The 26,948-nt window shown below is 63.7% G+C and carries 27 protein-coding genes; 18 read left to right on the top strand and 9 right to left on the bottom strand.

Features of this window, described 5'->3' with window-relative positions:
* Nucleotides 1-54 precede the first annotated feature (54 nt).
* Nucleotides 55-1,149, bottom strand: coding sequence for an iron-sulfur cluster carrier protein ApbC (apbC, locus tag ACI2KK_RS05740; protein WP_404668208.1), 1,095 nt, complete (start codon nucleotides 1,147-1,149; stop codon nucleotides 55-57).
* Nucleotides 1,150-1,307: 158 nt separating this feature from the next.
* Between apbC and metG the strand changes: the two genes are divergently transcribed.
* The 7 genes from metG to ACI2KK_RS05705 all read left to right on the top strand — a co-directional run bounded on the left by metG (nucleotide 1,308) and on the right by ACI2KK_RS05705 (nucleotide 7,011).
* Nucleotides 1,308-3,350, top strand: coding sequence for a methionine--tRNA ligase (metG, locus tag ACI2KK_RS05735; protein WP_404668207.1), 2,043 nt, complete (start codon nucleotides 1,308-1,310; stop codon nucleotides 3,348-3,350).
* Nucleotides 3,351-3,437: 87 nt separating this feature from the next.
* Nucleotides 3,438-3,986 carry an Rnf-Nqr domain containing protein gene (locus ACI2KK_RS05730; protein WP_404668206.1) on the top strand — a complete coding sequence of 183 codons (549 nt, stop codon included), beginning with the start codon at nucleotides 3,438-3,440 and terminating at the stop codon, nucleotides 3,984-3,986.
* On the top strand, nucleotides 3,983-4,963 hold the full coding sequence (locus tag ACI2KK_RS05725; protein ID WP_404668205.1) for an RnfABCDGE type electron transport complex subunit D: 981 nt from the start codon (nucleotides 3,983-3,985) through the stop codon (nucleotides 4,961-4,963). The genes ACI2KK_RS05730 and ACI2KK_RS05725 overlap by 4 nt, the downstream gene beginning before the upstream one ends.
* Complete coding sequence (locus ACI2KK_RS05720; protein ID WP_404668204.1) at nucleotides 4,960-5,574, top strand: RnfABCDGE type electron transport complex subunit G; 615 nt, start codon at nucleotides 4,960-4,962, stop codon at nucleotides 5,572-5,574. Before ACI2KK_RS05725 ends, ACI2KK_RS05720 begins: the two co-directional genes overlap by 4 nt.
* Nucleotides 5,567-6,067 carry an Rnf-Nqr domain containing protein gene (locus ACI2KK_RS05715; RefSeq protein WP_404668203.1) on the top strand — a complete coding sequence of 167 codons (501 nt, stop codon included), beginning with the start codon at nucleotides 5,567-5,569 and terminating at the stop codon, nucleotides 6,065-6,067. Before ACI2KK_RS05720 ends, ACI2KK_RS05715 begins: the two co-directional genes overlap by 8 nt.
* A 25-nt stretch (nucleotides 6,068-6,092) precedes the next feature.
* Nucleotides 6,093-6,731, top strand: a complete 639-nt coding sequence (nth, locus tag ACI2KK_RS05710; RefSeq protein WP_404668202.1) for an endonuclease III — start codon at nucleotides 6,093-6,095, stop codon at nucleotides 6,729-6,731.
* A gap of 103 nt (nucleotides 6,732-6,834) precedes the next feature.
* Nucleotides 6,835-7,011: a PA3496 family putative envelope integrity protein gene (locus tag ACI2KK_RS05705; protein WP_217842098.1), complete on the top strand. Its 177-nt coding sequence runs from the start codon at nucleotides 6,835-6,837 to the stop codon at nucleotides 7,009-7,011.
* A gap of 41 nt (nucleotides 7,012-7,052) precedes the next feature.
* On the opposite strand, the gene ACI2KK_RS05700 is transcribed toward ACI2KK_RS05705, so the two are convergent.
* The gene (locus ACI2KK_RS05700; RefSeq protein ID WP_217888003.1) at nucleotides 7,053-7,679 is read right to left on the bottom strand and encodes a response regulator transcription factor; all 627 of its coding nucleotides are present in this window, start codon (nucleotides 7,677-7,679) and stop codon (nucleotides 7,053-7,055) included.
* Nucleotides 7,680-8,046: 367 nt separating this feature from the next.
* Between ACI2KK_RS05700 and ACI2KK_RS05695 the strand changes: the two genes are divergently transcribed.
* Nucleotides 8,047-8,532: a hypothetical protein gene (locus ACI2KK_RS05695; RefSeq protein WP_404668201.1), complete on the top strand. Its 486-nt coding sequence runs from the start codon at nucleotides 8,047-8,049 to the stop codon at nucleotides 8,530-8,532.
* Nucleotides 8,533-8,587: 55 nt separating this feature from the next.
* Here ACI2KK_RS05695 and ACI2KK_RS05690 read toward each other — a convergent pair whose 3' ends face one another.
* Both ACI2KK_RS05690 and ACI2KK_RS05685 read right to left on the bottom strand, forming a co-directional pair.
* The gene (locus tag ACI2KK_RS05690; RefSeq protein ID WP_217842096.1) at nucleotides 8,588-9,811 is read right to left on the bottom strand and encodes an argininosuccinate synthase; all 1,224 of its coding nucleotides are present in this window, start codon (nucleotides 9,809-9,811) and stop codon (nucleotides 8,588-8,590) included.
* Nucleotides 9,812-9,939: 128 nt separating this feature from the next.
* A complete protein-coding gene (locus tag ACI2KK_RS05685; RefSeq protein ID WP_404668200.1) occupies nucleotides 9,940-10,911 on the bottom strand; it encodes an OmpA family protein in 972 nt (323 codons plus the stop codon).
* A 130-nt stretch (nucleotides 10,912-11,041) separates the two neighbouring features.
* Between ACI2KK_RS05685 and pyrC the strand changes: the two genes are divergently transcribed.
* The gene (pyrC, locus tag ACI2KK_RS05680) at nucleotides 11,042-12,088 is read left to right on the top strand and encodes a dihydroorotase (protein WP_404668199.1); all 1,047 of its coding nucleotides are present in this window, start codon (nucleotides 11,042-11,044) and stop codon (nucleotides 12,086-12,088) included.
* Nucleotides 12,085-12,759, top strand: coding sequence for a ribonuclease T (rnt, locus tag ACI2KK_RS05675; protein WP_217842093.1), 675 nt, complete (start codon nucleotides 12,085-12,087; stop codon nucleotides 12,757-12,759). Before pyrC ends, rnt begins: the two co-directional genes overlap by 4 nt.
* A gap of 136 nt (nucleotides 12,760-12,895) precedes the next feature.
* On the opposite strand, the gene ACI2KK_RS05670 is transcribed toward rnt, so the two are convergent.
* Entirely contained in the window at nucleotides 12,896-13,498 is a 603-nt protein-coding gene (locus ACI2KK_RS05670) for a peroxiredoxin (protein WP_217842092.1), read from the bottom strand.
* A 213-nt stretch (nucleotides 13,499-13,711) separates the two neighbouring features.
* Here ACI2KK_RS05670 and ACI2KK_RS05665 point away from each other — a divergent pair, with 213 nt between their 5' ends.
* On the top strand, nucleotides 13,712-13,933 hold the full coding sequence (locus ACI2KK_RS05665; RefSeq protein ID WP_046854452.1) for a bacterioferritin-associated ferredoxin: 222 nt from the start codon (nucleotides 13,712-13,714) through the stop codon (nucleotides 13,931-13,933).
* A 202-nt stretch (nucleotides 13,934-14,135) separates the two neighbouring features.
* Nucleotides 14,136-14,609, top strand: a complete 474-nt coding sequence (gene bfr, locus ACI2KK_RS05660; protein ID WP_217887998.1) for a bacterioferritin — start codon at nucleotides 14,136-14,138, stop codon at nucleotides 14,607-14,609.
* Nucleotides 14,610-14,774: 165 nt separating this feature from the next.
* On the opposite strand, the gene grxD is transcribed toward bfr, so the two are convergent.
* Together grxD and ACI2KK_RS05650 are read right to left on the bottom strand one after the other, a co-directional pair.
* Complete coding sequence (gene grxD, locus ACI2KK_RS05655) at nucleotides 14,775-15,110, bottom strand: Grx4 family monothiol glutaredoxin (protein ID WP_103449407.1); 336 nt, start codon at nucleotides 15,108-15,110, stop codon at nucleotides 14,775-14,777.
* Between the two features lie 91 nt (nucleotides 15,111-15,201).
* Nucleotides 15,202-17,310, bottom strand: coding sequence for a molybdopterin oxidoreductase family protein (locus ACI2KK_RS05650; protein ID WP_404668198.1), 2,109 nt, complete (start codon nucleotides 17,308-17,310; stop codon nucleotides 15,202-15,204).
* 364 nt (nucleotides 17,311-17,674) lie between these two features.
* Here ACI2KK_RS05650 and argF point away from each other — a divergent pair, with 364 nt between their 5' ends.
* Nucleotides 17,675-18,595: an ornithine carbamoyltransferase gene (gene argF / locus ACI2KK_RS05645; protein ID WP_404668197.1), complete on the top strand. Its 921-nt coding sequence runs from the start codon at nucleotides 17,675-17,677 to the stop codon at nucleotides 18,593-18,595.
* Nucleotides 18,592-19,701 (top strand): ABC transporter ATP-binding protein, encoded by a 1,110-nt coding sequence (locus tag ACI2KK_RS05640; protein WP_404668196.1) that lies wholly within the window; start codon nucleotides 18,592-18,594, stop codon nucleotides 19,699-19,701. Before argF ends, ACI2KK_RS05640 begins: the two co-directional genes overlap by 4 nt.
* A gap of 60 nt (nucleotides 19,702-19,761) precedes the next feature.
* On the opposite strand, the gene ACI2KK_RS05635 is transcribed toward ACI2KK_RS05640, so the two are convergent.
* Together ACI2KK_RS05635 and ybaK are read right to left on the bottom strand one after the other, a co-directional pair.
* Nucleotides 19,762-20,547, bottom strand: coding sequence for a PhzF family phenazine biosynthesis protein (locus ACI2KK_RS05635; RefSeq protein ID WP_217842087.1), 786 nt, complete (start codon nucleotides 20,545-20,547; stop codon nucleotides 19,762-19,764).
* Nucleotides 20,548-20,891: 344 nt separating this feature from the next.
* The gene (ybaK, locus tag ACI2KK_RS05630) at nucleotides 20,892-21,362 is read right to left on the bottom strand and encodes a Cys-tRNA(Pro) deacylase (protein WP_217887994.1); all 471 of its coding nucleotides are present in this window, start codon (nucleotides 21,360-21,362) and stop codon (nucleotides 20,892-20,894) included.
* Between the two features lie 305 nt (nucleotides 21,363-21,667).
* Here ybaK and ACI2KK_RS05625 point away from each other — a divergent pair, with 305 nt between their 5' ends.
* The 4 genes from ACI2KK_RS05625 to glpD all read left to right on the top strand — a co-directional run bounded on the left by ACI2KK_RS05625 (nucleotide 21,668) and on the right by glpD (nucleotide 26,931).
* Nucleotides 21,668-22,519: an MIP/aquaporin family protein gene (locus ACI2KK_RS05625; protein ID WP_404668195.1), complete on the top strand. Its 852-nt coding sequence runs from the start codon at nucleotides 21,668-21,670 to the stop codon at nucleotides 22,517-22,519.
* Between the two features lie 66 nt (nucleotides 22,520-22,585).
* The gene (gene glpK / locus ACI2KK_RS05620) at nucleotides 22,586-24,085 is read left to right on the top strand and encodes a glycerol kinase GlpK (protein WP_369990061.1); all 1,500 of its coding nucleotides are present in this window, start codon (nucleotides 22,586-22,588) and stop codon (nucleotides 24,083-24,085) included.
* A 314-nt stretch (nucleotides 24,086-24,399) separates the two neighbouring features.
* The gene (gene glpR / locus ACI2KK_RS05615; protein ID WP_369990060.1) at nucleotides 24,400-25,155 is read left to right on the top strand and encodes a DNA-binding transcriptional repressor GlpR; all 756 of its coding nucleotides are present in this window, start codon (nucleotides 24,400-24,402) and stop codon (nucleotides 25,153-25,155) included.
* A 243-nt stretch (nucleotides 25,156-25,398) separates the two neighbouring features.
* Nucleotides 25,399-26,931, top strand: a complete 1,533-nt coding sequence (gene glpD / locus ACI2KK_RS05610; RefSeq protein ID WP_404668194.1) for a glycerol-3-phosphate dehydrogenase — start codon at nucleotides 25,399-25,401, stop codon at nucleotides 26,929-26,931.
* Nucleotides 26,932-26,948: the final 17 nt, after the last annotated feature.

Below are 26,948 nucleotides of genomic sequence, written 5' to 3'. Positions count from 1 at the left end.
CCGGCAAGCCGGCTCCTACAAGGACAGCACAGGCCCGAAGCTTATGCGTGGCAATCAATCTTCGCTGATGGTGATGCTCGGCATCGCTGGTGCCGCTGCTTCCTGTAGCACAATGCGCGCGCCAACCTGCCGCGCCAGCTCCTGGTAAACCATGGCGATCTGGCTTTCCGGCTCAGCGATGGCGGTCGGCTTGCCACTGTCGGCCTGCTCACGGATCAGCATCGACAGCGGCAGCGAAGCCAGCAGTTCGACGCCGTACTGCGCCGCCAGCTTTTCACCACCGCCTTCACCGAACAAGTGCTCGGCGTGGCCGCAGTTGGAACAGATGTGCACGGCCATGTTCTCCACTACGCCCAGCACCGGAATGTTGACCTTGCGGAACATCTCGACGCCCTTCCTGGCATCCAGCAAGGCCAGGTCCTGCGGCGTGGTGACGATCACCGAGCCTGCCACCGGCACCTTCTGCGCCAGGGTCAGCTGGATATCACCGGTACCCGGCGGCATGTCGATCACCAGGTAGTCCAGGTCATCCCAGGCAGTCTGGGTGACCAGTTGCAGCAATGCACCGGAAACCATCGGGCCGCGCCAGACCATCGGCGTGTTGTCGTCGGTGAGGAAAGCCATGGACATCACCTCGACACCATGGGCCTTGATCGGCACGAACCACTTCTGCTCGCGCACCTGCGGTCGGGTACCTTCGGGGATACCGAACATCACGCCCTGGCTGGGGCCGTAGATATCGGCGTCGAGAATGCCCACCCGGGCACCTTCGCGGGCCAGCGCCAAGGCCAGGTTGGCCGCAGTGGTCGACTTGCCCACGCCGCCCTTGCCCGAGGCCACGGCGATGATGTTCTTCACGTTGGCCATGGCCGGCACCTGGGCCTGGGCCTTGTGGGTGGCGATCTGGCAGTCGATGGTGACGCTAGCCGCACTCACCCCGTCGAGGTTGCCGATGGCCGTCTGCAGCACCTGGGCCCAGCCCCCCTTGAACAGCCCGGCGGCATAACCAAGCTGCAGCTGCACGCTGACCTGCCCGCCCTGGATGTCGATGGCCCGCACGCAGCCGGCGCTGACCGGGTCCTGGTTCAGGTAAGGGTCGGTGTACTGGCGAAGCACGCCTTCGACGGCGGCACGGGTGACGGCACTCATGGACACTCCCATTGGCAAACTGAATACGAAACAGGCGCCTATGCTAACCCGTCAATCGTCAGCATATGCGTTCGCGGGGTGAAATATCTTCGCCAGCCCTTTATAGTGGCCGATCACCCTCATTTTTACCCCGTAGCCAGATAAGTAGCCGAGCCACCATGTCCGAGCCACGTCAGATTCTCGTCACCAGCGCCCTGCCCTATGCCAATGGATCGATCCACCTTGGCCATATGCTGGAGTACATCCAGACGGACATGTGGGTGCGCTTCCAGAAGCTGCGTGGCAACCAGTGCATCTACGTCTGCGCCGACGACGCCCACGGTTCGGCCATCATGCTGCGCGCCGAAAAAGAAGGCATCACCCCGGAGCAACTGATCGCCAACGTTCAGGCCGAGCACAGCGGCGACTTCGCTGATTTTCTGGTGGACTTCGACAACTTCCACTCCACCCACAGCGACGAAAACCGCGAGCTGTCGAGCCTGATCTACGGCCGTCTGCGCGACGCCGGGCACATCGCCACCCGTTCGGTCACCCAGTACTTCGACCCTGAAAAGGGCATGTTCCTCGCCGACCGCTTCATCAAGGGCACCTGCCCCAAGTGCGCGGCCGAAGACCAGTACGGCGACAACTGCGAAAAATGCGGCGCCACCTACGCCCCGACCGAACTGAAAAACCCCAAGTCGGCGATCTCCGGTGCCACCCCGGTGCTGCGCGACTCCCAGCACTTCTTCTTCAAGCTGCCGGACTTCCAGGCCATGCTGCAGCAGTGGACCCGCAGCGGCACCCTGCAGGACGCGGTGGCCAACAAGCTCGCCGAATGGCTGGACTCGGGCCTGCAGGAGTGGGACATCTCCCGCGATGCGCCGTACTTCGGCTTCGAGATCCCGGGCGAACCTGGCAAGTACTTCTACGTCTGGCTGGATGCGCCGATCGGCTACATGGCCAGCTTCAAGAACCTTTGCGCACGCCGCCCGGAGCTGGACTTCGACGCGTTCTGGAACGAAGGCTCCAAAGCCGAGCTGTACCACTTCATCGGCAAGGACATCGTCAACTTCCACGCCCTGTTCTGGCCGGCCATGCTCGAAGGCGCGGGCTTCCGCAAGCCGACCGCAGTGAACGTGCACGGTTATCTCACCGTCAACGGCGCCAAGATGTCCAAGTCGCGCGGCACCTTCATCAAGGCCCGCACCTACCTCGACCACCTGCAGCCGGAATACCTGCGCTATTACTACGCGGCCAAGCTCGGCCGTGGCGTGGATGACCTCGACCTGAACCTCGAGGACTTCGTGCAGAAGGTCAATTCCGACCTGGTGGGCAAGGTGGTCAACATCGCCAGCCGCTGCGCAGGCTTCATCCACAAGGGCAACGACGGCGTGATGGTTGCCGGCGACGCCGCCCCCGAACTGACCGAAGCCTTCCTGGCAGCCGCGCCGTCGATTAGCGACGCCTACGAGGGCCGCGACTTTGGCCGCGCCATGCGCGAAATCATGGCCCTGGCCGACCGTGCCAACGCCTGGATCGCCGACAAGGCGCCGTGGTCGCTGGCCAAACAGGAAGGCAAGCAGGACGAAGTGCAGGCCATCTGTGCCCAGGGCATCAACCTGTTCCGCCAGTTGGTGATCTTCCTCAAGCCGGTACTGCCAGTGCTGGCCACTGATGCCGAAGCCTTCCTCAACGTCGCCCCGCTGACCTGGAACGATCACCAGTCGCGCCTGGAAAACCACCAGTTGAACCCGTTCAAGGCGCTGATGAGCCGGATCGAGCTGAGCAAAGTCGAAGCCATGGTCGCCGCCAGCAAGGAAGACCTGCTGGCCGCCGAATCCCAGCAGGCGCCGGCCGGCAATGGCGAGCTGGCCAAGGACCCGCTGTCGGCCGAGATCGAGTTCGACACCTTCGCCGCCGTCGACCTGCGCGTGGCGCTGATCGTCAAGGCCGAAGCCGTACCGGGTGCCGACAAGCTGCTGCAACTGACCCTGGACATCGGTGACGAGCGCCGCAACGTGTTCTCCGGCATCAAGTCGGCCTACCCCGACCCAAGCCAGCTGGAAGGCCGCCTGACCATGATGGTGGCCAACCTCAAGCCACGCAAAATGCGCTTCGGCGTTTCCGAGGGCATGGTCATGGCCGCCGGCCCCGGCGGTGAAGAAATCTACCTGCTGAGCCCGGACAGCGGCGCCAAGCCTGGCCAGCGCATCAAGTAAGCCCCCTGCCCCGGCCACTGGCCGGGGCATTTGCATCTGCCGCCCGCTGCCCGATAATCAGGGCAACCCCCGGCCTTCGGCATGTTCATGAGCGACTTCGTCCTGGCCCTGTTCAGCGCCGCGCTGATCAATATCCTGGCACTCGAGCCCGAGCGGCCTGACTACCGTCGCCTGCATGCCCTTAGCGCCTGCAGCGCGCTGCTGATGGTCGTGGCGCTACCTGTGGGCTACCTGTTGCAGCACGAACTGCTGGCCCCGCTCGGGCTGCAGGCCATCCGCCTGTTCCTGCTGTTACCACTGCTCGCCGCCCTGGCCTGGTGCCTGCCGCTGCTGGTGCAACGCCTGCGCCCTGGCTGGCCAATATCCGGTTTGCAAATAGTGTTACTGGGCAATGTCGCCGCACTGGGCTTGTTGCTAGAGCTGGGCCGGGATGGCAACAGCGCCTGGCAGGCCCTGCGCTGGGGGCTCATTGCCGGTGCTGGCTTCTGGCTGGCGTTGTTGCTGCTCGCAGGCGTGCTTGAACGCAGCCGGCATGCAGACATCCCAGCAGCCTTGCGTGGCCTGCCCATTACGCTGATCGGCGCCGGTATCATGGCGATGGCGTTCTCGGGGCTAATCGGAATGTTCGGGCCATGACCCCGCAGCTCATACCCGACCCGCGCTTGCGTAACGCCATGAACCTGGTGCTGCTGGCCTGCGCCCCTGGCCTTGTGACGCTGTTCTGGCTGCATGGCTGGGGCATTGCGATCAACCTGCTGCTGTGCACCCTCAGCGCGCTGGCCTGCGAGGCGGCGCTGTTGTGGGGGCGCCGGCAACCCATCGGCCCGACACTGGCCGACGGCAGCGCCATGGTAAGCGCCGTCTTGCTGGCCGCCGCCCTGCCCGCCCAGGCGCCTTGGTGGCTACCCGTGACGGCATCCTGCGTCGCTATCGGCCTGGGCAAGCAAGCGTTCGGCGGTGTCGGGCGCAACCTGTTCAACCCGGCAATGCTGGGCTACGCAGTCGCCCTGTTGAGTTTCCCGGCGCAGTTGAACCACTGGCCGAACCAGGCGCCCGGCCTGCTCGACAGCCTCAACCTGAGCTTCGCCGCCAGCCCAGGCATCGACGCCTGGGCCAGCCCCACGGTACTCGATACCTTGCGCCACAACCGCAGCCTGACCATCGACGAACTGTTCGCCAGCCACCCAGCCTTCGGCCACCTGGGCGGGCGCGCCAGCGAGTGGGTGAACCTGGCGTTCCTGCTGGGCGGCCTGTGGCTGCTGCAGCGCAAGGTATTCACCTGGCATGCACCCGCCGGGCTGCTGGGCGGACTTCTGCTGTTCAGCCTGCTGGGCTGGAACGGCTCGGGCTCGGACTCCCATGGCTCACCGCTGCTGCACCTGTTCAGCGGCTCGACCATGCTGGCGGCTTTCTTCATTGCCACCGAACCGGTCTCCGGCTGCAAGCGCGCCCTCGCACGGCTGGCCTTTGGCTTGTGCGCCGGCCTGCTCATCTATGCCATGCGCACCTGGAGCAGCCTGCCCGATGGCACTGCATTCGCCATCTTGCTGATGAACCTGGCGGCCCCCACTCTCGACCGCTGGGCCGAGCGCCGGGAGGCGGCAAGCACATGAACGCACGCACGCGCAGCATGCTGCTGCTGGTACTGGTGACGGGCCTGGCGCTGGCGCTGAGCCTGGCCTGGCAGCGGGCCACCGAGCACCCCATCGCCGAAGCCGAACGCCAGCTGCGCGAGCAGGCGTGGCTGACCGTGCTGCCTGCGGGCAGCTATGACAACCAGCCGCTGCGCACGCCCCTGCCGCTGGCCGACACACACCTGGGCCACAGCCGCCTGCTGGCCGGCTACCGGGCGACCCTTGCCGGCCACGCCGTCGCCATCCTGCTGCACAGCGAATGCCAAGGCTATGCCGGGCCAATCGAACTGGCCATCGCCATCGCCGCCAATGGTCGCTTGCTGGGCATTCAGGTATTGCAGCAGCAGGAAAGCCCCGGCCTTGGCGACCAGCTGGCCGATCCAGCGCGGCATTGGCTGCAGCAGTTCGTCGGCAAAGGCCTCACCGACACACCGGCACAGGCCTGGGCACTAAAGCGTGACCAGGGCCAGTTCGACCAATTGGCGGGGGCGACCGTCACCTCACGCGCGGTGATCGACGCCACGCAAGATGCCTTGCGCTATTTCGACGAACATCGCCGGTCGCTGCTGGCAGAGCCCGCCGATGAATAGGCCACTGCTGTTGATCGCCTGCCTGGGTCCACTGCTGGGCGCCACCTCGACATTGGCCCAGGCCGCACTGGCCGGCGCCTGCTGCCTGGGCCTGATCACAGCGCACCAAGGCCTGATGGCCCCGCTGCGGCCACACCTTGGCGGCGCAGCACGGACTTGGGCCGCCCTGATGCTGGCCGCCGCATTGGCAACCTGCCTGCAACTGACGCTGGATGCCTGGGCCATGGCGCAGGCGCAGGCGTTCACCCACTACCCGGCGATCATCGCCCTGCAGTGCATGAGCATCGAATACCAGTTGCCCACCCAGCGCCGCTGGCAAACGCTGCTCAAGGGACTCGGCGGGGTACTGCTGGCCTGCCTGGCCCTGGGCCTGGGCCGCCAGTGGCTGGCCGGCATGGGTCTGCACATTGCCGCAATAGCACCGGGCGCACTCATACTGCTCGGCCTGCTGCTGGGCCTGTACAATCGCCTGCGCCCTTCGCCTTCACCTTAATGCCGTCAAGGAACCCTTTGACCCCATGAATGCCGCCAAACGCCTGGAGATTTTTCGCAGGCTGCATGAAGACAACCCGGAACCCAAGACCGAGCTCGCCTACACCACGCCGTTCGAATTGCTGATCGCCGTTATTCTCTCGGCACAGGCCACCGACGTGGGCGTGAACAAGGCCACCGCACGCCTGTACCCGGTCGCCAATACGCCACAGGCCATTCATGCCCTGGGCGTGGATGGGTTGAGCGAATACATCAAGACCATTGGGCTGTACAACAGCAAGGCCAAGAACGTCATCGAGACCTGCCGCCTGCTCATCGAACTGCACGGTGGCGAGGTACCGCAAACCCGCGAAGCGCTGGAAGCCCTGCCGGGTGTGGGCCGCAAAACCGCCAACGTGGTGCTGAACACGGCATTCGGGCAACTGGCCATGGCGGTCGACACGCATATCTACCGGGTCAGTAACCGCACCGGCATCGCCCCCGGCAAGACCGTGCTGGAGGTGGAAAAGAAGCTGCTCAAGTTTGTCCCCAAGGACTACCTGCTCGACGCCCACCACTGGCTGATCCTGCATGGCCGCTATGTTTGCCAGGCGCGCAAGCCGCGCTGCGGCAGTTGCCGCATCGAAGATTTGTGCGAGTACAAGCTCAAGACTTCCGACGATTGATGCAATAGAGGAAATTGCAATATTCGATTGAAAAAATCTTTTTTACCGGCTTCGCGAATCCAGCTATAAGGACGGCCAATGGCCCTTTGGCTTGGAGTGACGCATGAGCACTGATAAAGAAGACCTTGCTGCCGACGACGAATTCACCAGCGCGGAAGAGGAAGTGGAGCCCCAGGTCGAAACGGCCAAAACCAACCTCAGCAAGCGCCGCACCATCGACAACATGCTGGAAGAGCGCCGCCTGCAAAAGCAACTGGCAGACTTCGATTACGACCTCTGATGCACGTGGTAGAAAGCCTCCTGACACGGAGGCTTTTCTATTCAGGCCAGGCCGTGGCGCTGGGCCAGTTCGATGAGGTCGACCAGCGAGCGGGCGTTGAGCTTGAACAGCAGGCGGGTTTTGTAAGTGCTCACTGTCTTGTTGCTGAGGAACATGCTGTCGGCGATTTCCTTGTTGCTCCTGCCGCGCGCCAGTTGCTGCAGTACCATCATTTCACGCCCTGACAGGCGCTCGACCATTTCCGTTTCGCTCCCAGTACTACTGACCGGCCTGCCCTTGTGCAACGCCTGGTTGGGGAAGTAGCTGTAACCGGACAACACCGCCTTGATGGCGCTGAGCAGTTCGGTCAGTTCCTGTTGCTTGCATACATAGCCGGCAGCCCCAGCCTGCATGCAACGCATGGAGAAATGCCCAGGGGCCTGCGAGGTCAGCACCAGCACCTTGCTCGCCGGGCTCACCAGTTCCAGGCGGGCAACCACCTCGAGCCCATCGAGCTTGGGAATCCCGATATCCAGGATGACGATGTCCGGCAAATGCTCGCGCGTAAGCTGCAAGGCATCGACGCCGTTGTCGGTTTCTGCCACCACCTCGTAACCATGCCGCTCCATCAGCATGCGCACAGCCAGCCGAATGACCGGGTGATCATCCACGATCAGCACTTTGTTCATGCGTTACCCATTGATTCGTGATTTTGATTTCGACCACTCACCATAACCGAGCGTCGGCAATCAATAAGCAGCGATTTCCCCGGAAGATGCATGTAAAGAGCAGTACTACATGCATTAAGGAAACTTCCTACATGCAAGACTTTTCCGGGGTGCATCATCCGCAGGAACATCGAATAAGCGCTGCAACTTATCAAGCTGGGCATCATCGACAAAGTGCCGAAAAGGGATAGCAGGTGCGGGAAATTTCGCCCCTTGCCACAGGACGCATGGATTAGCCAGGCTGATCCAGCTGACAGGGAAAGCCGCCGCCCTTATACCCCGGAACAAAAAGCCCTACAGATGAGCAAAGCCTTTCGGGTTCATCATCATGAAGCAGCCATCACTCAGCCCCCTGAGCCTCATTGCGGTCTTTGCCGGTGTCGTCGAAGCGTCGGCGCTGGCATCGCTGCCGTTTCTCAATGACTCCAGCCAGTCGATCTACACATGGTTCCTGGTCGGATTCCCGTTTTTCCTGACTGTATTGTTCTTCCTTACCCTCAACTTCAACGCCAACTCACTGTTTGTCCCAGAAAAGGCCGACCTCGCATCGGAACAGACATCGCTGTTCAACCTACCACTGGCGCCGGCCACCAACCGGGGACAGTCGCCAGCGGCAAGCAGCAGCCCGATCATAATCGCCTTGTCCGGGCCGCAGAGCCGCACCACCATCGAACAACACATGTGCAGCGCGCTCAATCCGCCCTACTCGGCGGTTCGCAACTGGGTTTTTTATGACCTCGACCAACGTACCTGTATCAAGCTGTCGGTCGGGCCGATGCAGGACAATGCGCATGGGCCCTTCATGAACTCTTGAGGCACAGAAACAAAAAAACCGGCCATGGCCGGTTTTCTTGTCGCTAACGCTCGACTTACAGCATCGAACGGCCTTTGTTGGCCGCAATGCGCATGCGCAGTGCGTTGAGCTTGATGAAGCCAGCGGCATCGGCCTGGTTGTAGGCGCCGCCATCTTCTTCGAAGGTCGCGATGTTGGCATCGAACAGGGTGTCGTCCGACTGGCGGCCAACCACGCTGACGCTGCCCTTGTACAGCTTCAGGCGTACCACGCCGTTCACGTTGGCCTGCGAAGCGTCGATCATCTGTTGCAGCATCAGACGCTCCGGGCTCCACCAGTAGCCGGTGTAAATCAGGCTGGCGTACTTGGGCATCAGCTCGTCTTTCAGGTGAGCGACTTCGCGGTCCAGGGTGATCGACTCGATGGCACGGTGCGCCTTGAGCATGATGGTGCCGCCAGGCGTCTGGTAGCAACCGCGGGACTTCATGCCGACGTAGCGGTTTTCAACGATGTCCAGACGGCCGATGCCGTTGGCACCGCCGACGCGGTTCAGTTCGGCCAGCACGGTGGCCGGGGACTTCTCGACGCCGTCGATGGCGACGATGTCACCGTTGCGGTAGGTCAGCTCGATGTAGGTCGCCTGGTCTGGCGCAGCTTCCGGAGAAACGCCCCAGCTTGGCAGCCACATGTCGTCTTCGGCCTCGGCCCACGGGTCCTCCAGCACGCCACCCTCGTAGGAGATGTGCAGCAGGTTGGCGTCCATCGAGTATGGCGACTTCTTCTTGCCGCTGTTCTCGATCTTGATGCCGTGCTTCTCGGCGTAGCCCATCAGCTTCTCGCGGGACAGCAGGTCCCACTCGCGCCAGGGTGCGATGACCTTGACGCCTGGCTTGAGCGCGTAGGCACCCAGCTCGAAACGTACCTGGTCGTTACCCTTGCCGGTTGCGCCGTGGGAAATGGCGTCGGCGCCGGTTTCGTTGGCGATTTCGATCAGGCGCTTGGCGATCAGCGGGCGAGCGATGGAAGTACCCAGCAGGTACTCGCCTTCGTAGACGGTGTTGGCACGGAACATCGGGAACACGAAGTCGCGCACGAACTCTTCGCGCAGGTCGTCGATGTAGATTTCTTTAATGCCCAGCGCCTCGGCTTTGGCGCGGGCCGGCTCGACCTCTTCGCCCTGGCCCAGGTCAGCGGTGAAGGTCACCACTTCGCAGTTGTAGGTGTCCTGCAGCCACTTGAGAATCACCGAAGTATCAAGGCCGCCGGAATACGCCAGTACGACCTTTTTTACGTCCGCCATGCCATCACTCCACGGGGTTGTACGGAAAGCCTTCGATTCTAACGGCCTTGCCGCAAAATTTACAGTGGGGCGACAGCTTGTGATGACAAAGCGACAGGAACTGTCGCCAGCGCGACCAACGGTCGCGCTCAGGCCTTCTTCGCGGGGGCTGCCTGCGCCGCAGGTGCAGCAGGGGCTGCAGCCGGGCTGGCTGGCGCTGCTGCCGGGGCTGGCGGCGCTACCGGTGCTTCCACCGGTTTTTCGACAGGCGTGACGCGGTCGAGCTGGATGTTCACCCGACGGTTGCGTGCGCGGTTGGCGGCGCTGTTGTTCTTCACCAGCGGGTAGCGCTCGCCATGGAAGCGCACGGTGATCTGCTCTTCCGGCACACCATGGGCCTTGAGGTACTCAGCCACCGCCAGGGCACGGCGCCGCGAGTTGTCACGGTTGGTCAGGCGGTTGCCGCTGTTGTCGGAGTGGCCGTCGAGCTCGATGTGGTTGACCGACGGGTCAGCGCGCAGGTAGTCGAGGATCACGTCCAGGCGCGCCCGCGCCGAGCTGTCCAGCTCAAGGCCCGTGCCCGGGAAGCCGATCTGGGTCTGGCGGATCTGGTCGTAGTTCATCGGCAGCAGCTTGGCCGCACACACTTGATAGTCGCTGTAGGCCTTGGCGAAGCTGACCGGCAGCATGCGCACCTCCATCGGGCGCCCGCCTTCACCGGTGTAGTTGCGCACCACCGTGCTGCGCCCGTCCAGCAGCCCGTTGATCAGGCGGCTGGCCTGGCCTTGGCTAGAAGTGAACAGCACCCCGGTACGGGCCATGCGTACCGCGCCCAGGTTGATGTCGCCACGCCCCGGCTGCCAAGGCGCCGCCGCGGCCAGCAGGGTGGCGGAGCCTGCGCCCAGTACGTTGCTGTCCGAACGCAGTTGGAAGGTCGGCTGCTCGCCGGCGCGGCGCACGAACTCGCCACTGCCGAAACCTTCGATCGGCTGGGTCAGGCGGCATTCGAACTGGTCCCCCTCAACCTTCCAGGCGACGCTCTCGACGCGGGTCTGGAAAGTCATTGCCCCGGCCGGAAGGCTGGCAACGAGAGTGAACAGGGCTAGATAACGCTGGCGCACGGGCGGCTCCACAAATTCTGACGGCTTACCCCAAGGCTATCGGACGCCCCGCAGAAAACTTGATAGCCGTGCTCGTGCCGGGGTTTTCCGGTAGCATTGGCGCCTGAGTTCGACCCGCCTGGAATCCCCAATGTCCGATCGCCTGACCCTCCTGCGTCCCGACGACTGGCACATCCATCTGCGCGATGGTGCCGTCCTGCCCCATACCGTTGCTGATGTGGCCCGCACCTTCGGCCGTGCCATCATCATGCCCAACCTGGTCCCGCCGGTACGCAATGCCGTCGAAGCCGCTGCCTACCGCGAGCGCATCCTCGCTGCCCGCCCGGCCGGCAGCCGCTTCGAGCCGCTGATGGTGCTGTACCTCACCGACCGCACCAGCCCCGAGGACGTTCGCGCAGCCAAGGCCAGCGGCTTCGTGTACGCTGCCAAGCTGTACCCGGCCGGCGCTACCACCAACTCCGATTCCGGCGTTACCAGCATCGACAACATCTTCCCGGCCATCGAAGCGCTGGCCGAAACCGGCATGCCGCTGCTGGTACACGGTGAAGTGACGCGCAGCGAGATCGACGTGTTCGACCGCGAGAAGCGCTTCATCGACGAGCACATGCGCCGCCTGGTCGAACGCTTCCCCACGCTCAAAGTGGTGTTCGAGCACATCACCACCAGCGACGCCGCGCAGTTCGTCGCCGAGGCGCCGGCCAACGTCGGCGCCACCATCACCGCCCAGCACCTGCTGTACAACCGCAACCACATGCTGGTCGGTGGTATTCGCCCGCACTTCTATTGCCTGCCGATCCTCAAGCGCAACACCCACCAGGTGGCGTTGCTGGACGCGGCCACCAGCGGCAGCCCGAAGTTCTTCCTCGGCACCGACTCGGCACCCCACGCCCAGCACGCCAAAGAAAACGCCTGCGGCTGTGCCGGCTGCTACACCGCCTACGCCGCCATCGAGCTGTATGCCGAGGCGTTCGAGCAGCGCAACGCGCTGGACAAGCTCGAAGGCTTCGCCAGCAAGCACGGCCCGGACTTCTACGGCCTGCCACGCAACACCGACACCATCACCCTGGTGCGTGACGAGTGGACCGCACCGGCCAGCCTGCCGTTCGGCGACAACACCGTGATCCCGCTGCGTGCCGGTGAAAAACTGCACTGGCGTCTGCTGGAGGACAACGCGTGAGCGAAGACCTCTACGACGACGAACAGGACGGCCAGGCCAGCAGCGGCTCGCGCCACCCCATGGCCGAGCGCTTTCGCGGCTACCTGCCGGTAGTGGTGGATGTCGAGACCGGCGGCTTCAACAGCGCCACCGACGCCCTGCTGGAAATCGCCGCGGTGACCATCGGCATGGACGAAAAGGGCTTCCTGTTCCCCGAGCACACCTACTTCTTCCGGGTCGAACCGTTCGAAGGGGCCAACATCGAACAGGCGGCGCTGGAGTTCACCGGCATCAAGCTGGACCACCCGCTGCGCATGGCGGTCAGTGAAGAGAGCGCGCTGACCGACATTTTCCGTGGTGTGCGCAAGGCGCTGAAGGCCAACGGCTGCAAGCGGGCGATCCTGGTCGGCCACAACAGCAGCTTCGACCTGGGCTTCCTCAACGCCGCGGTGGCGCGCAACGACATCAAGCGCAACCCGTTCCACCCGTTCTCCAGCTTCGACACCGCAACGCTGGCCGGCCTTGCCTACGGCCAGACCGTACTGGCGCGGGCCTGCCAGAGCGCCGACATCGACTTCGACGGGCGTGAGGCGCATTCGGCGCGATACGACACCGAGAAGACCGCCGAGCTGTTCTGCGGCATCGTCAATCGCTGGAAAGAAATGGGCGGCTGGCGCGACTTCAACGATTGAAGGCAGTTGCAAGCTGCAAGCTATAAGCCGCAAGAGAGCGCAGACCGCGTACGCCGTGCCTTCTCTTGCAGCTTGCAGCTTGAAACTCGAAGCAAAAAAAACCGGCCACCAGGGCCGGTTTTTTTATACGTGGCGATTACAGCTTGCCAGCGTTCTCGCTCAGGTAGGCGGCAACGCCTTCTGGCGAAGCGTTCATGCCCTTGTCGCCTTTCTTCCAGTTGGCAGGGCAGACTTCGCCGTGCTCTTCGTGGAATTGCAGGGCGTCGACCAGGCGCAGCAGCTCGTCCATGTTACGACCCAGTGGCAGGTCGTTGATGATCTGCGAACGGACCACACCGTTGGTGTCGATCAGGAACGCGCCACGGAAAGCCACGCCGCCTTCGGACTCGACGTCGTAGGCCTTGCAGATTTCGTGGGTCATGTCGGCCGCCAGGGTGTACTTGACCTGGCCGATGCCGCCGTTGTTGACCGGGGTGTTACGCCAGGCGTTGTGGGTGAAGTGCGAGTCGATCGACACGCCGATCACTTCGACGTTGCGCGCCTGGAAGTCAGGGATGCGGTGGTCCAGGGCGATCAGCTCGGACGGGCAGACGAAGGTGAAGTCCAGCGGGTAGAAGAACACCAGGCCGTACTTGCCCTTGATGGCCGAGGCCAGGTTGAAGCTGTCGACGATTTCGCCGTTGCCCAGAACAGCCGGGACGGTGAAGTCAGGGGCTTTTTTACCAACGAGTACGCTCATGCGATTTCTCCTGATGAGGGGTGGAAAACCTTGCCCGGGCGGAACGCGTCCCCCGGAACCGGCAAAGGCCGACCATCATACACGGCTTATCGTGACAGGCCGAATCTGTGCCACCGGTCGCTCAAGCACGGCCCTTCCAGAAAGTGCTTTGACAAGCATTCTCATTACCATTACTCTGCAAACCATCGAATCAACCCGCGATGGTCAGCCTTTATGTATGTGTGTCTTTGTGTCGGTGTTACCGACGGACAGATCCGCGATGCGATCTACGAAGGATGCTGCAGCTACAAGGAAGTTCGAGCCGCCACCAACGTCGCCAGCCAGTGCGGCAAATGCGCCTGCCTCGCCAAGCAGGTGGTACGCGAGACCCTGACCGAGCTGCAACTCAGTCAGCAGGCTGCGCTGCCCTACCCCGTTGAATTCAACGCGGCGTAAACAACCCATTTTCGAAGAACCGGGCCCAGTGCCCGGTTTTTTTATGCCTGTAATTCAATAAGTTAGCGTTCTAACGCGGTTCACAAACATTCTTATTCCGATTAAATTTCACTTATTATTCAATAACTTAGGTTTGACATAGGTAGTTGTCGGGCTCAAACTTGTTTTCATTGGCTCAACTTCTACAGGGCAGGACCCCATCATGAAAGGCGACGTAAGCGTCATCCAGCATCTCAACAAGATCCTCGGAAACGAGCTGGTCGCAATCAACCAGTACTTCCTGCATGCACGCATGTACGAAGATTGGGGCCTGAACAAGATCGGCAAGCTTGAGTACAAAGAGTCCATCCAGGCGATGAAGGACGCTGACAAGCTGATCAAGCGCATCCTCTTCCTCGAAGGCATCCCCAACGTCCAGGACCTGGGCAAGCTGATGATCGGCGAGCACACCAAAGAGATGCTCGACTGCGACCTGAAGCTTGAAAAACGGGCCCACGGCGACCTCAAGGCCGCCATCGCCCACTGCGAAACTGCTGGCGACTTCGGCTCGCGCGATGTGCTTGAAGACATCCTCGAAGACCAGGAAGAACACATCGACTGGCTGGAAACCCAGCTGGGCCTGATCGACAAGATCACGATCGAGAACTACCTGCAATCGCAGATGGGCGAAGAGTAAGTTCCTGGCCTGAACAGCATCGCCGGCAAGCCGGCTCCTACAGGGTTATGCGATCCCCTGTAGGAGCCGGCTTGCCGGCGATGCTGTTTAAGGCCCAACACGGACTTAGGCCCCAACAAAAAAGCCCCGCATTCGCGGGGCTTTTGCATTCCGGCTGAAACGCAATCAGGCTTCGGAAGCCTTGGCCTTGGCGGCCGCGTCCTTGATCAGGGTCTGCAGCTCACCCTTTTCGAACATTTCCAGCATGATGTCGCTGCCGCCGACCAGTTCACCGGCCACCCACAGTTGCGGGAAAGTCGGCCAGTTGGCGTACTTGGGCAGGTTGGCGCGGATTTCCGGGTTCTGCAGGATGTCGACGTAGGCGAACTTTTCGCCACAACCCATCACAGCTTGCGATGCCTTGGCCGAGAAGCCGCACTGCGGGGCATTCGGCGAACCTTTCATGTAAAGCAGAATGGTGTTGTTGGCGATCTGCTCTTTGATTGTATCGATGATATCCATGAAGCACCTCGGCTGAACTTTGCGACGTGATCGTCGCCACGGTGGCGCATTGTATCGGAAAGCCGAGCAGCGTGCTCGGCCTTGCCGATCTTCATGCGGCCTCCACGTGCACCGGCACGCCATTGAGCGCGGCATTGCCCGACACGCCGTCGCGCAGGTGCTCATCGGTCAGGTCGTTGGCGCTCACCCCGGGCTGCGCTGCAGCCACCTGCAGCTGCGCACCCGCGCGGCTATGGCCGTAGCCATGGGGCAGGCTGACCACCCCGGGCATCATCTCCTCGCTGGCCTGCACCGGCACCTCGATCACCCCGGTGCGCGAACGGATGCGCACGGTCTGGCCGTCCTGCAACTGGCGCTGGCGCAAATCGTCGGGGTGCATCAGCAGGTGGTGGCGCGGCTTGCCTTTTACCAGGCGGTGGAAGTTGTGCATCCACGAGTTGTTGCTGCGCACATGGCGGCGGCCGATCAGCAGCAGTTGGCCAGGCTCTGAAGGTGCCTGGCTGGCCAAGCGCTGCAGGTCGGCCAGCAACACCGCTGGCGCCGCCTCCACGGCCTGGCTTGGGGTACGCAGGCGGGCGGCCAGGTTCGGCTGCAACGGCCCCAGGTCCAGGCCGTGGGGGTGCTGGTCGAGGGCCTTAAGCGACAAGCGCTGCGGCGCATCATCACCATAACGGCCCTTGCGCAGGGCATGGTCGATCATCTGCGCCGGTGGCAGGGTCGGTTTGAGCTCGACCTGGGCGCGCGCGGCGAAGGCCTTGGCCAGCCCGACGAAAATCTCCCAGTCATGCAGCGCCCCTTCAGGCTTGCGCAGGATCGCCCGGTTGAAACGGGTGACATTGCGCACCGCCAGCAGGTTGAAGGTGGAATCGTAGTGGTCGTTCTCCAGCGCCGAGGTGGACGGCAGAATCAGGTCGGCGTGGCGGGTGGTCTCGTTGATGTACAGGTCGATGCTGAGCATGAAGTCGAGCCCCTCGAGCGCCTGGTCCAGGCGCCGCCCGTTGGGGGTGGACAGCACCGGGTTGCCGGCCACCGTCACCAGTGCCCGCACCTGGCCCTCGCCGGGTACCAGGACTTCCTCGGCCAGGGCCGACACCGGCAGCTCGCCGCCGTACTCCGGCAGCCCGGACACACGGCTCTGCCACTGGTTGAAATGCCCGCCCGAGGTGGTTGCCACCAGGTCCACCGCAGGCTCGGTGCACAGTGCCCCGCCGACGCGATCAAGGTTGCCGGTGATCAGGTTGATCAGTTGCACCAGCCAGTGGCACAGCGAGCCGAAGGCTTGGGTCGACACGCCCATGCGCCCATAGCACACCGCCTTGCCGGCGCTGGCGAAGTCCCGCGCCAACTGGCGGATGGCATCTGCCGGGATGCCGCAATGGGCGCTCATGCGGTCGGCGTCGAACGGCTGAATGGCCTGCTGCACCTGCTCCAGGCCATTGATTGGCAGGTGCGAGCCCTTGGCTAGGTGTTCTGCAAACAAAGTATGCAACAGCGCGGCCAGCAGCGCCGCATCGCCGCCGGGGCGTATGAGCAGATGCTGGTCGGCCAGTGCCGCCGTCTCGCTGCGCCGCGGGTCGATGACCACCAACCGCCCACCGCGGACTTTCAGCGCCTTCAGGCGCTTCTCCACGTCGGGCACGGTCATGATGCTGCCGTTGGACGCCAGCGGGTTGCCGCCAAGAATCAGCATGAAGTCGGTGTGGTCGATGTCGGGAATAGGCAACAGCAACCCATGCCCGTACATCAGGTGGCTGGTCAGGTGCTGGGGCAACTGGTCCACGGAAGTCGCAGAAAAGCGGTTACGGGTTTTCAGCAAACCGAGGAAGTAGTTGCTGTGGGTCATCAGCCCGTAGTTGTGCACGCTCGGGTTGCCCTGGTACACCGCCACCGCGTTGCGCCCATGGGCCTGCTGCACCGCCCACAGTCGCTCGGCAGCCAGGGCGAAGGCCTCCTCCCAACCGATCGCCTGCCACTGCCCATCAACCCGCCGGTGCGGCTGGCGCAGGCGGTCCGGGTCTTCCTGAATGTCTTGCAGGGCCACCGCCTTGGGGCAGATGTGCCCGCGGCTGAACGGGTCTTGGGCATCGCCCTTGATCGAGGCGATACGGGCCCGGCCGTCGGGCTCGACGCTGACTTCGATGTTCAGGCCGCAGATGGCCTCGCACAGGTGACAGGCTCGGTGATGCAGGGTCGTGGTCATGGCCGCCTCTGCCTTGTTGTTGTTGAACGCCGACTATGCGCCGGCGCAACAGGCCCGGCCAGCGCACTTCGCGGCGTGAATCGGCCGACATCAGGCAGGCGATTCGCGACAGCGGGTTTGCCAAAGGCGCGCCGGGCCGTGTACAACCGCTGTAGCAAATAAAAAACAGCACGTCTGCAAGGGGTTACGACACTCGCTGACACAGACGCACTGTTTCCCCTCTTGGTTTGAGGCGACATTTAATTATAGTATTGCGCCTTTCCCTATTCCGTCCGCCCCGTGCGGCTTACGCCGCAGGTCACTCCCGTTGTCAACAAAACCCATACGGTCGACCTGCACACCGTTGCAGATAAGGTAGTCAATCATGAGCGCTAGGCACTTTCTCTCCCTGCTGGATTTCACCACCGACGAATTGCTCGGTGTGATCCGCCGAGGCATCGAGCTGAAGGACCTGCGCAAGCGCGGCGTGCTGTTCGAGCCCCTGAAGAACCGCGTGCTGGGGATGATCTTCGAAAAATCCTCCACCCGCACCCGTGTGTCGTTCGAGGCCGGCATGATCCAGCTCGGTGGCCAGGCCATCTTCCTGTCGCCGCGCGACACGCAACTGGGCCGTGGCGAGCCCATCGCCGACAGCGCCATCGTGCTGTCGAGCATGGTCGATGCGGTGATGATCCGCACCCATGCCCACAGCACCCTCACCGAATTCGCCGCCAACTCGAAAGTACCGGTGATCAACGGCCTGTCAGACGAATCGCACCCGTGCCAGCTGCTGGCCGACATGCAGACCTTCTTCGAACACCGCGGCTCGATCCAGGGCAAGACCGTCACCTGGATCGGCGACGGCTTCAACATGTGCAACTCGTACATCGAGGCCGCCTGCCAGTTCGACTTCCAGCTGCGCATCACCTGCCCCGAAGGCTATGAGCCCGATGCCCGCTTCCTGCAACTGGGTGGCGAGCGCGTGCAGATCATCCGCGACCCGAAAGAAGCCGTGCGCGGCGCGCACCTGGTGACCACGGATGTCTGGACTTCCATGGGCCAGGAAGAGGAAACTGCACGGCGCCTGGCGCATTTCGCGCCTTATCAGGTCACCCGCGAACTGCTCGACCTGGCGGCACCCGACGCCCTGTTCATGCATTGCCTGCCCGCCCATCGCGGCGAGGAAATCAGCAACGACCTGCTCGACGACCCCCGTTCGGTCGCCTGGGACGAAGCTGAAAACCGCCTGCATGCACAGAAGGCCCTTCTGGAATTCCTTGTAGAACCGGCTTACCACCACGCATGAGTCAACCCCTACTGCTCAACCTGCGCAACCTCGCCTGCGGCTATGGCGACCAGCGCATCGTCCAGAACCTCAACCTGCACCTGAACGCAGGCGACATCGGTTGCCTGCTGGGCTCGTCCGGTTGCGGCAAGACCACCACGCTGCGCGCCATCGCCGGCTTCGAGCCGGTGCACGACGGTGAAATCCAGCTGGCCGGCGAGGTCATCTCCCGCGCAGGCTTCACCCTGGCGCCCGAGAAGCGCCGCATCGGCATGGTGTTCCAGGACTACGCGCTGTTCCCGCACCTCACCGTGGCGCAGAACATCGCGTTCGGCATCGGCAAGCACCCCAAGCAGGCCGAGGTGGTCGAAGAGATGCTCGAGCTGGTCAAGCTCGGCGGCCTCGGCGGGCGCTACCCGCACGAGCTGTCCGGCGGCCAGCAGCAACGTGTCGCCCTGGCCCGCGCCCTGGCCCCCGAGCCGCAACTGCTGCTGCTCGACGAGCCGTTCTCCAACCTCGACGTAGAGCTGCGCCGGCGCCTGAGCCACGAGGTACGCGACATTCTGAAAAGCCGCGGCACCAGCGCCATCCTGGTCACCCACGATCAGGAAGAAGCCTTCGCCGTCAGCGACCAGGTCGGCGTGTTCAAGGAAGGCCGCCTGGAGCAGTGGGACACCCCCTACAACCTCTACCACGAACCGCAAACACCGTTCGTGGCCAGCTTCATCGGCCAGGGTTATTTCATCCGCGGCCAGATGAGCAGCCACGAGGCGGTCACCACCGAGCTTGGTGAGCTGCGCGGCAACCGCGCCTACACCATGGCCCTGGGCAGTTCGGTAGATGTGCTGCTGCGCCCGGACGACATCATCCACGCGCCCGACAGCGCACTGCGTGCACAGATCGTCGGCAAGAGCTTCCTCGGCGCCTCCACCCTGTACCGCCTGCAACTGCCCACCGGCAGCCAGCTCGAGGCGATCTTCCCCAGCCACATCGACCACCAGGTCGGGCAGGACGTGGGGATTGCCGTGGCGGCGGACCACCTGGTGCTGTTCCCGGTGCCAGGCAGCGTGGCCGCGCAACTGAGCGCGCAGGAGAACGGCGTGCGCCGCTACAGCTCGGCGCATTGAGCAACGGCTGATAACGCTGTATCGCTCCCTGTAGGAGCCGGCTTGCGCATCAGCACTTGCTCAGAGCGTCAGCGTACCGCTGGCCACCCGCGTGGCATGCCCGCCAATTTTCACCCGCTCCCCTTCCAGCCTGCAAAACAGCTCGCCGCCCCGCGCCGAGCGCTGGGCCGCGCGCAGTTCGGTCTTGTCCAAACGTTCGGCCCAGTACGGAATGAGCAGGCAGTGGGTAGAGCCGGTCACCGGGTCCTCAGGGATACCGATGGCCGGAGCGAAGTAGCGCGAGACGAAATCATGCTGGTCACCACGCGCGGTGACGATTACCCCAAGCCCTGGCAGGTTGGCCACTGCAGCCATGTCCGGCGTGCAATCGCGCACGGCCTGCTCCGAAGGCAACACCACAAACAGCTCCTTGCCCTTGCTGTGGCGCACCTCGAGCACCTCGCAACCCAGCGCCTCGGCCACCGGTAGCGGCTGGTCCACCGGTTGCGGGTCGATGCGCGGGAAGTCCAGTAGCAGGCGGTCACCCTCACGGCTGACACTCAAGGGGCCGGACTGGCTGTGGAAGTCCAGGCGCGGCTTCTGCTCGCCGTACACCTCGAACAGTACATAGGCACTGGCCAGGGTGGCATGGCCGCACAGCGGCACTTCGGTGGTGGGGGTGAACCAGCGGATCTCGTAGGCTTCGCCCCTGGCCACCACAAAAGCGGTCTCGGCCAGGTTGTGCTCGGCGGCGATGCGCTGCATCAGCGCTTCGTCGAGCCACTGTTCGAGCAGGTAGACCATGGCGGGGTTGCCGGCGAACGGGCGGTCACTGAAGGCGTCGACCTGATGAAAGTGCAACTGCATGACACGGTCCTTCTGTCCTGGTTATCGAGGGCCGAGCATGGGGCAAGGCGCGCCAGGCGAACAGTGACAGAGTGCGGATATTTGTGACCATACAGATCAGGGTGCTGCAGAGCTTTGCAGCTCATGCGATCCCTGTGGGCGCAACTGTCTTGTGCTGCCTGAACCGGCCTCATCGCCGGCAAGCCGGCTCCTACAGGTACGGCACTGGCCTGAAGCTTATGCAGTCCCTGTGGGAGCGGCTTTAGCCGCGAAGCAGACGACGCGGTGGATGGCACCGGCTCTGCCGGTGTTCGCGGCTAAAGCCGCTCCCACACCAACCCATCACATGTGGGCCTGGGCAAAGGTCAGCCGCGGCCAATCCCGGCAAACTGCCCCTGGGTGTGCTCGGCCAGCACCGCTGCCGCCAGTTCCACCTCCAGCCCGCGCCGGCCAGCGCTCACATGAATGGTTTCATGCTGTTGCGCAGACTGGTCGATGAAGGTGCGCAAGCGCTTCTTCTGCCCCAGCGGGCTGATGCCGCCCACCAGGTAACCGGTAGAGCGCTGGGCCGCCTGGGGGTCGGCCATTTCGCATTTCTTGACCCCGGCAGCCTGGGCCAGCGCCTTGAGGTCAAGGGTGCCCACCACCGGCACCACCGCCACCAGCAGCTCGCCCTTCTCGCTGCTGGCCAGCAATGTCTTGAACACCCGCTGCGGGTCAAGGCCGAGCTTTTCCGCCGCCTCCAGCCCGTAAGAGGCGGTTTTCGGGTCATGTTCGTAGCTGTGCACGCGGTGTTCGGCACGCGCCTTCTTCAGCAGGTCCAGGGCGGGGGTCATCAACGGCTCCAGTCGATCACAGGTCGGCGCTACTTTAGGGCAAATGCCCGGCGCCATCCAGCGCGCCCCCGGGCTAGAGCAGCGGCTGTGGATTCACAGGGCGCCGCAGCAGTCAGAATGTGGCTGAACGTTCATTTTCGACCTTTGACATCAGCGTTTCTTGTCTATATTTTTTCGTTTCTGAATAAGCGGTGCACTTATTAGGTGCACCTGATGCTACCCGTCCGACGTCAATGGGGATTGGCGCCGGGCCTATTGCTGTCGAGCGCCCAGCGCCTCACAACAACAAGAACCGAGGTCAATACATGACGACTGCTCTACGCCAGCCCACGCTGTCCGCCCAATGCATGGCCGAGTTCATCGGCACCGCACTGCTCATCTTCTTCGGCACCGGCTGCGTCGCCGCGCTCAAGGTCGCAGGCGCCAGCTTCGGCCTTTGGGAAATCAGCATCATCTGGGGGGTGGGCGTGAGCATGGCCATCTACCTCACCGCCGGTGTTTCCGGCGCGCACCTGAACCCGGCAGTGAGCATCGCCCTCACCCTGTTCGCCGGCTTCGAAAAGCGCAAACTGCCCTTCTACATCCTCGCCCAAGTGTGCGGCGCGTTCTGCGGCGCCGCGCTCGTATACACGCTATACAGCAACCTGTTCTTCGATTTCGAACAGGCCCACGGCATGCTGCGCGGCAGCCAGGCCAGCCTGGAGCTGGCCTCGGTGTTCTCCACCTACCCGCACCCGGCGCTGTCCACCGGCCAGGCGTTCCTGGTCGAGGTGGTGATCACCGCCATCCTGATGGCCGTGATCATGGCCCTGACCGACGACAACAACGGCCTGCCCCGGGGCGCCACTGCGCCGCTGCTGATCGGCCTGCTGATTGCCGTGATCGGCAGCGCCATGGGCCCGCTGACCGGCTTTGCGATGAACCCGGCGCGTGATTTCGGGCCCAAGCTGATGACCTTCCTGGCCGGCTGGGGCGAAGTGGCCTTTACTGGCGGGCGCGACATCCCGTATTTCCTGGTGCCGGTGTTCGCCCCGATCCTCGGCGCCAGCCTGGGCGCGGCCCTGTACCGCGGGCTGATTGCCCGCAACCTGCCAAGCGCGCAGGCCGCAGCCCCACAAGCAGACGATACTCCGCAGGGCGACACCCAGGTTTCCTGACGCCAGCGCCGGGCGAGAACGCCCGCCACGCCCTGACCTACTCCCATTTCGTGCAAGGCCATCGACATGACAGACACCCTGGACAAGAACTACATCATCGCCCTGGACCAGGGCACCACCAGTTCGCGGGCCATCATCTTCGACCGCGACGCCAACGTGGTCGGCACCTCGCAGCGCGAGTTCGCCCAGCACTACCCGCAAGCGGGCTGGGTCGAGCACGACCCGATGGAAATCTTCGCCACACAAAGCGCAACCATGGTCGAGGCCCTGGCCCAGGCGGGCATCAGCCACGCCCAGGTGGCCGCCATCGGCATCACCAACCAGCGTGAAACCACCGTGGTGTGGGACAAGCAAACCGGCCGCCCGGTGTACAACGCCATCGTCTGGCAATGCCGGCGCAGCACCGAGATCTGCGCCCAGCTCAAGCGTGACGGCCACGAAGACTACATCCGCGAAACCACGGGCCTGGTCACTGACCCGTACTTCTCCGGCACCAAGCTCAAGTGGATTCTCGACAATGTCGAAGGCGCCCGCGAACGCGCCGAGCGCGGCGAGCTGCTGTTCGGCACCGTCGACAGCTGGCTGATCTGGAAATTCTCCGGTGGCAAGGTGCACGTCACCGACTACACCAACGCCTCGCGCACCCTGATGTTCAACATCCACAGCCTGCAGTGGGACGACAAGCTGCTGGAAATCCTCGGCATCCCACGGCAGATGCTGCCCGAAGTACGCCCATCGTCCGAGGTCTACGGCCACACCAAAAGCGGCATCGCCATCGCCGGTATCGCCGGCGACCAGCAATCGGCGCTGTTCGGCCAGATGTGCGTGGAGGCCGGCCAGGCCAAGAACACCTACGGCACCGGCTGCTTCCTGCTGATGAACACCGGCAGCCAGGCGGTGAAATCGTCCCACGGCCTGCTCACCACCATCGCCTGCGGCCCGCGTGGCGAGGTGGCCTACGCGCTGGAAGGCGCGGTATTCAACGGAGGTTCCACCGTGCAGTGGCTGCGTGACGAGCTGAAGATCGTCAACGACGCCCACGACACCGAGTACTTCGCCAGCAAGGTCAAGGACAGCAACGGCGTGTACCTGGTGCCCGCCTTCACCGGCCTGGGCGCCCCCTACTGGGACCCGTATGCCCGTGGCGCGCTGTTCGGCCTGACCCGCGGGGTCAAGGTCGACCACATCATCCGCGCAGCGCTCGAGTCGATCGCCTACCAGACCCGCGACGTGCTCGACGCCATGCAGCAGGACTGCGGCCAACGCCTGAGCGAGCTGCGTGTGGACGGCGGCGCGGTGGCCAACAACTTCCTCATGCAGTTCCAGGCCGACATCCTCGGCACCTGCGTCGAGCGCCCGAAAATGCGCGAAACCACCGCCCTGGGCGCCGCCTACCTGGCCGGCCTTGCCTGCGGCTTCTGGAGCGGCCTGGACGAGCTGCGCGACAAGGCGATCATCGAACGCGAGTTCAGCCCGCAGCTGGATGAAGCCTCGAAAGAAAAACTCTACAAAGGCTGGCGCAAGGCCGTGGACCGTACCCGCGACTGGGAAGATCACGACGCCTGATATCGACCGCAGCGCAGGGCACCCGTGGAGCAACTGTCTTGTGCTGCCTGAGCCGGCCTCATCGCCGGCAAGCCGGCTCCTACAGGTACAGCGCAGGCCTGAATGTAGGAGCCGGCTTGCCGGCGATGAGGCCGGTGTGGGCAACATCAATCCGTGGCTGGTTTGGCATCGGCAAGCCCCTACCGCCCCTAGTGGTTCAAACGCCGAGCCTGCCGCGATGGCTAGCTGATCGTTTGCGCAAAAACCACGCTGGTCCTACACAACGTCCTACGGCATCATTGCAGCATTTGTCCGGCAGCCCCCAAGGACCGCCCATGAATCTGCCCCCACGCCAACAACAAATCCTCGAGCTGGTACGCGAACGCGGTTACGTCAGCATCGAGGAAATGGCGCAGCTGTTCGTCGTCACCCCCCAGACCATCCGCCGCGATATCAACCAACTCGCCGAAGTGAACCTGCTGCGCCGCTACCACGGTGGCGCGGCGTATGACTCGAGCATCGAGAACACCGCCTACGCCATGCGCGCCGACCAGATGCGCGACGAAAAGCAGCGCATCGCCGAAGCCGTGGCCCGGCAGATCCCCGACCACGCCTCGCTGTTCATCAACATCGGCACCACCACCGAATCCATCGCCCGCGCGCTGCTCAACCACAACCACCTGAAGATCATCACCAACAACCTGCACGTGGCGGCCATCCTTGGCGCCAAGGATGATTTCGAGGTGCTGGTGGCCGGCGGCACGGTGCGCCGCGACGGCGGCGTGGTCGGCCAGGCCAGCGTCGACTTCATCAGCCAGTTCAAGGTCGACTTCGCCGTGGTCGGCATCAGCGGCATCGACGAGGACGGCAGCCTGCTGGACTTCGACTATCAAGAGGTACGGGTTTCCCAGGCGATCATCGCCAATGCCCGCCAGGTGATCCTCGCCGCCGACTCCAGCAAGTTCGGCCGTAATGCCATGGTACGCCTGGGCCCGATCAGCCTGATCGACTGCCTGGTGACCGACCAGCCCCCCACCCCCGCCCTCACCCAGCAGCTCAACCAGCACAAGATCCGCCTCGAGGTGGTTTGAGCCCCCTGTAGGAGCCGGCTTGCCGGCGATAGGGCCGGCCCTGCAATAGCGCCTACCTGCACGGACGCTATCGCCGGCAAGCCGGCTCCTACAAGTTATCTGTTCGTTTATGTTCATTTGATTGTCATCTGATCAGTTTTTTCTATGAAGACTGACTGGCGACCGCCTGTTCATTGCGCTAGTATTTTCGAAAACGAACATCAATGTTCATATTCGCTATGAGCAGCCCCAGGAGGCCTTGCCGTGTCCCAGCCCGTTTCGCCACAACCGCTCGACTGTTACGACCTCGCCGTGATCGGCGGTGGCATCAATGGCGTGGGTATCGCCGCCGATGCCGCCGGGCGTGGCCTGAGCGTGTTCCTGTGCGAAAAGGACGACCTGGCCCGGCACACCTCGTCGGCCAGCAGCAAGCTGATCCACGGCGGCTTGCGCTATCTGGAACACTACGAATTCCGCCTGGTACGCGAAGCCCTGGCCGAGCGCGAAGTGTTGCTGGCCAAGGCCCCGCACATCGTCAAGCCGATGCGCTTCGTGCTGCCGCACCGCCCGCACCTGCGCCCCGCCTGGATGATCCGCGCCGGCCTGTTCCTGTATGACCACCTGGGTAAACGCAAGCGCCTGGGCGCCTCGCGCAGCCTGCGCTTCGGCCCGGGCTACCCGCTCAAGCCGGCGATTACCTGCGGCTTCGAATACGCTGACTGCGCCGTGGACGACGCCCGCTTGGTGGTGACCAACGCCATGGCCGCCCGTGAAAAGGGCGCGCACATCCATACCCGTACCCGCTGCCTGCGTGCCGAGCGTGTCGATGGCCTGTGGCAAGTCGAACTGCAGCACGCCGACGGCAGCCTGCAGACCATTCGCGCCCGCGCCCTGGTCAACGCCGCCGGCCCCTGGGTCGCCAGCTTCATCAAGGACGACCTCAAGCTCGACGCGCCGTATGGCATCCGCCTGATCCAGGGCAGCCACCTGATCGTGCCGCGCCTGTACGAGGGCGAGCACGCCTACATCCTGCAGAACGAAGACCAGCGCATCGTGTTCTGCATCCCCTACCTGGACCGCTTCACCCTGGTCGGCACCACCGACCGCGAGTACAGCGGCGACCCGGCCCAGGTGGCGATCACCGAACAGGAGACCGACTACCTGCTCAAGGTGGTCAACGAACACTTCAACCACCAGCTGGACCGGGCCGACATCCTGCATACCTACTCCGGCGTACGCCCACTGTGCAACGACGAGTCGGACAACCCCTCGGCGGTGACCCGCGACTACACCCTGGCGCTGTCTGCCGGCGCAGGCGAGGCGCCGCTGCTGTCGGTGTTCGGCGGCAAGCTCACCACCTACCGCAAGCTGGCCGAATCGGCCATGGCCGAACTCAAGCCGTTCTTCACCCAGATGCGCGGCAGCTGGACCGCCGACGCACCGCTGCCAGGCGGCGAAAACATGACCACCGTGCAAGCCCTGGTCGACTCCGTGCTGGCAAGCCACGGCTGGCTGCCAGTGGATATCGCCAAGCGTTGGGCGGTCACCTACGGTAGCCGCGTGTGGCAGTTGCTGGATGGCGTACAAGGGCCGCAAGACCTGGGCCAGGCCATCGGTGGCGGCCTGTTCACCCGTGAAGTGGAATACCTGTGCAGCCAGGAGTGGGCGGTCAGCGCCGATGACATCCTCTGGCGCCGCACCAAGCTCGGCCTGTTCACCAGTGCCGCCGAGCAGCAGGCACTGGCCGATTACCTGGCAAACGCCGAGCAGAGCCGCGGGCGCGTTCGCGCGGCGTAAGGCAGCGCAGGCGTGCT

Origin of the sequence: Pseudomonas sp. NPDC089406, assembly GCF_044900265.1 — a bacterium.
GTDB classification, from domain to species: Bacteria; Pseudomonadota; Gammaproteobacteria; order Pseudomonadales; family Pseudomonadaceae; genus Aquipseudomonas; species Aquipseudomonas fakonensis.
Note: the sequence above shows the minus strand (reverse complement) of the source record. Positions and strands in the feature narration are given on the sequence as shown.

What these genes read in the sequence shown, in the direction of transcription:
- ACI2KK_RS05625 (WP_404668195.1), top strand. Translation starts at nt 21,668, where the DNA reads ATGACGACTGCTCTACGCCAGCCCACGCTGTCCGCCCAATGCATGGCC.
- ACI2KK_RS05715 (WP_404668203.1), top strand. Translation starts at nt 5,567, where the DNA reads ATGAATAGGCCACTGCTGTTGATCGCCTGCCTGGGTCCACTGCTGGGC.
- ACI2KK_RS05695 (WP_404668201.1), top strand. Translation starts at nt 8,047, where the DNA reads ATGAAGCAGCCATCACTCAGCCCCCTGAGCCTCATTGCGGTCTTTGCC.
- ACI2KK_RS05690 (WP_217842096.1), bottom strand. Translation starts at nt 9,811, where the DNA reads ATGGCGGACGTAAAAAAGGTCGTACTGGCGTATTCCGGCGGCCTTGAT.
- metG (WP_404668207.1), top strand. Translation starts at nt 1,308, where the DNA reads ATGTCCGAGCCACGTCAGATTCTCGTCACCAGCGCCCTGCCCTATGCC.
- pyrC (WP_404668199.1), top strand. Translation starts at nt 11,042, where the DNA reads ATGTCCGATCGCCTGACCCTCCTGCGTCCCGACGACTGGCACATCCAT.
- ACI2KK_RS05705 (WP_217842098.1), top strand. Translation starts at nt 6,835, where the DNA reads ATGAGCACTGATAAAGAAGACCTTGCTGCCGACGACGAATTCACCAGC.
- ACI2KK_RS05730 (WP_404668206.1), top strand. Translation starts at nt 3,438, where the DNA reads ATGAGCGACTTCGTCCTGGCCCTGTTCAGCGCCGCGCTGATCAATATC.
- ACI2KK_RS05725 (WP_404668205.1), top strand. Translation starts at nt 3,983, where the DNA reads ATGACCCCGCAGCTCATACCCGACCCGCGCTTGCGTAACGCCATGAAC.
- ACI2KK_RS05635 (WP_217842087.1), bottom strand. Translation starts at nt 20,547, where the DNA reads ATGCAGTTGCACTTTCATCAGGTCGACGCCTTCAGTGACCGCCCGTTC.
- ACI2KK_RS05650 (WP_404668198.1), bottom strand. Translation starts at nt 17,310, where the DNA reads ATGACCACGACCCTGCATCACCGAGCCTGTCACCTGTGCGAGGCCATC.
- ACI2KK_RS05700 (WP_217888003.1), bottom strand. Translation starts at nt 7,679, where the DNA reads ATGAACAAAGTGCTGATCGTGGATGATCACCCGGTCATTCGGCTGGCT.
- argF (WP_404668197.1), top strand. Translation starts at nt 17,675, where the DNA reads ATGAGCGCTAGGCACTTTCTCTCCCTGCTGGATTTCACCACCGACGAA.
- apbC (WP_404668208.1), bottom strand. Translation starts at nt 1,149, where the DNA reads ATGAGTGCCGTCACCCGTGCCGCCGTCGAAGGCGTGCTTCGCCAGTAC.
- ACI2KK_RS05665 (WP_046854452.1), top strand. Translation starts at nt 13,712, where the DNA reads ATGTATGTGTGTCTTTGTGTCGGTGTTACCGACGGACAGATCCGCGAT.
- ACI2KK_RS05640 (WP_404668196.1), top strand. Translation starts at nt 18,592, where the DNA reads ATGAGTCAACCCCTACTGCTCAACCTGCGCAACCTCGCCTGCGGCTAT.
- glpR (WP_369990060.1), top strand. Translation starts at nt 24,400, where the DNA reads ATGAATCTGCCCCCACGCCAACAACAAATCCTCGAGCTGGTACGCGAA.
- ybaK (WP_217887994.1), bottom strand. Translation starts at nt 21,362, where the DNA reads ATGACCCCCGCCCTGGACCTGCTGAAGAAGGCGCGTGCCGAACACCGC.
- nth (WP_404668202.1), top strand. Translation starts at nt 6,093, where the DNA reads ATGAATGCCGCCAAACGCCTGGAGATTTTTCGCAGGCTGCATGAAGAC.
- grxD (WP_103449407.1), bottom strand. Translation starts at nt 15,110, where the DNA reads ATGGATATCATCGATACAATCAAAGAGCAGATCGCCAACAACACCATT.
- bfr (WP_217887998.1), top strand. Translation starts at nt 14,136, where the DNA reads ATGAAAGGCGACGTAAGCGTCATCCAGCATCTCAACAAGATCCTCGGA.
- ACI2KK_RS05670 (WP_217842092.1), bottom strand. Translation starts at nt 13,498, where the DNA reads ATGAGCGTACTCGTTGGTAAAAAAGCCCCTGACTTCACCGTCCCGGCT.
- ACI2KK_RS05720 (WP_404668204.1), top strand. Translation starts at nt 4,960, where the DNA reads ATGAACGCACGCACGCGCAGCATGCTGCTGCTGGTACTGGTGACGGGC.
- glpK (WP_369990061.1), top strand. Translation starts at nt 22,586, where the DNA reads ATGACAGACACCCTGGACAAGAACTACATCATCGCCCTGGACCAGGGC.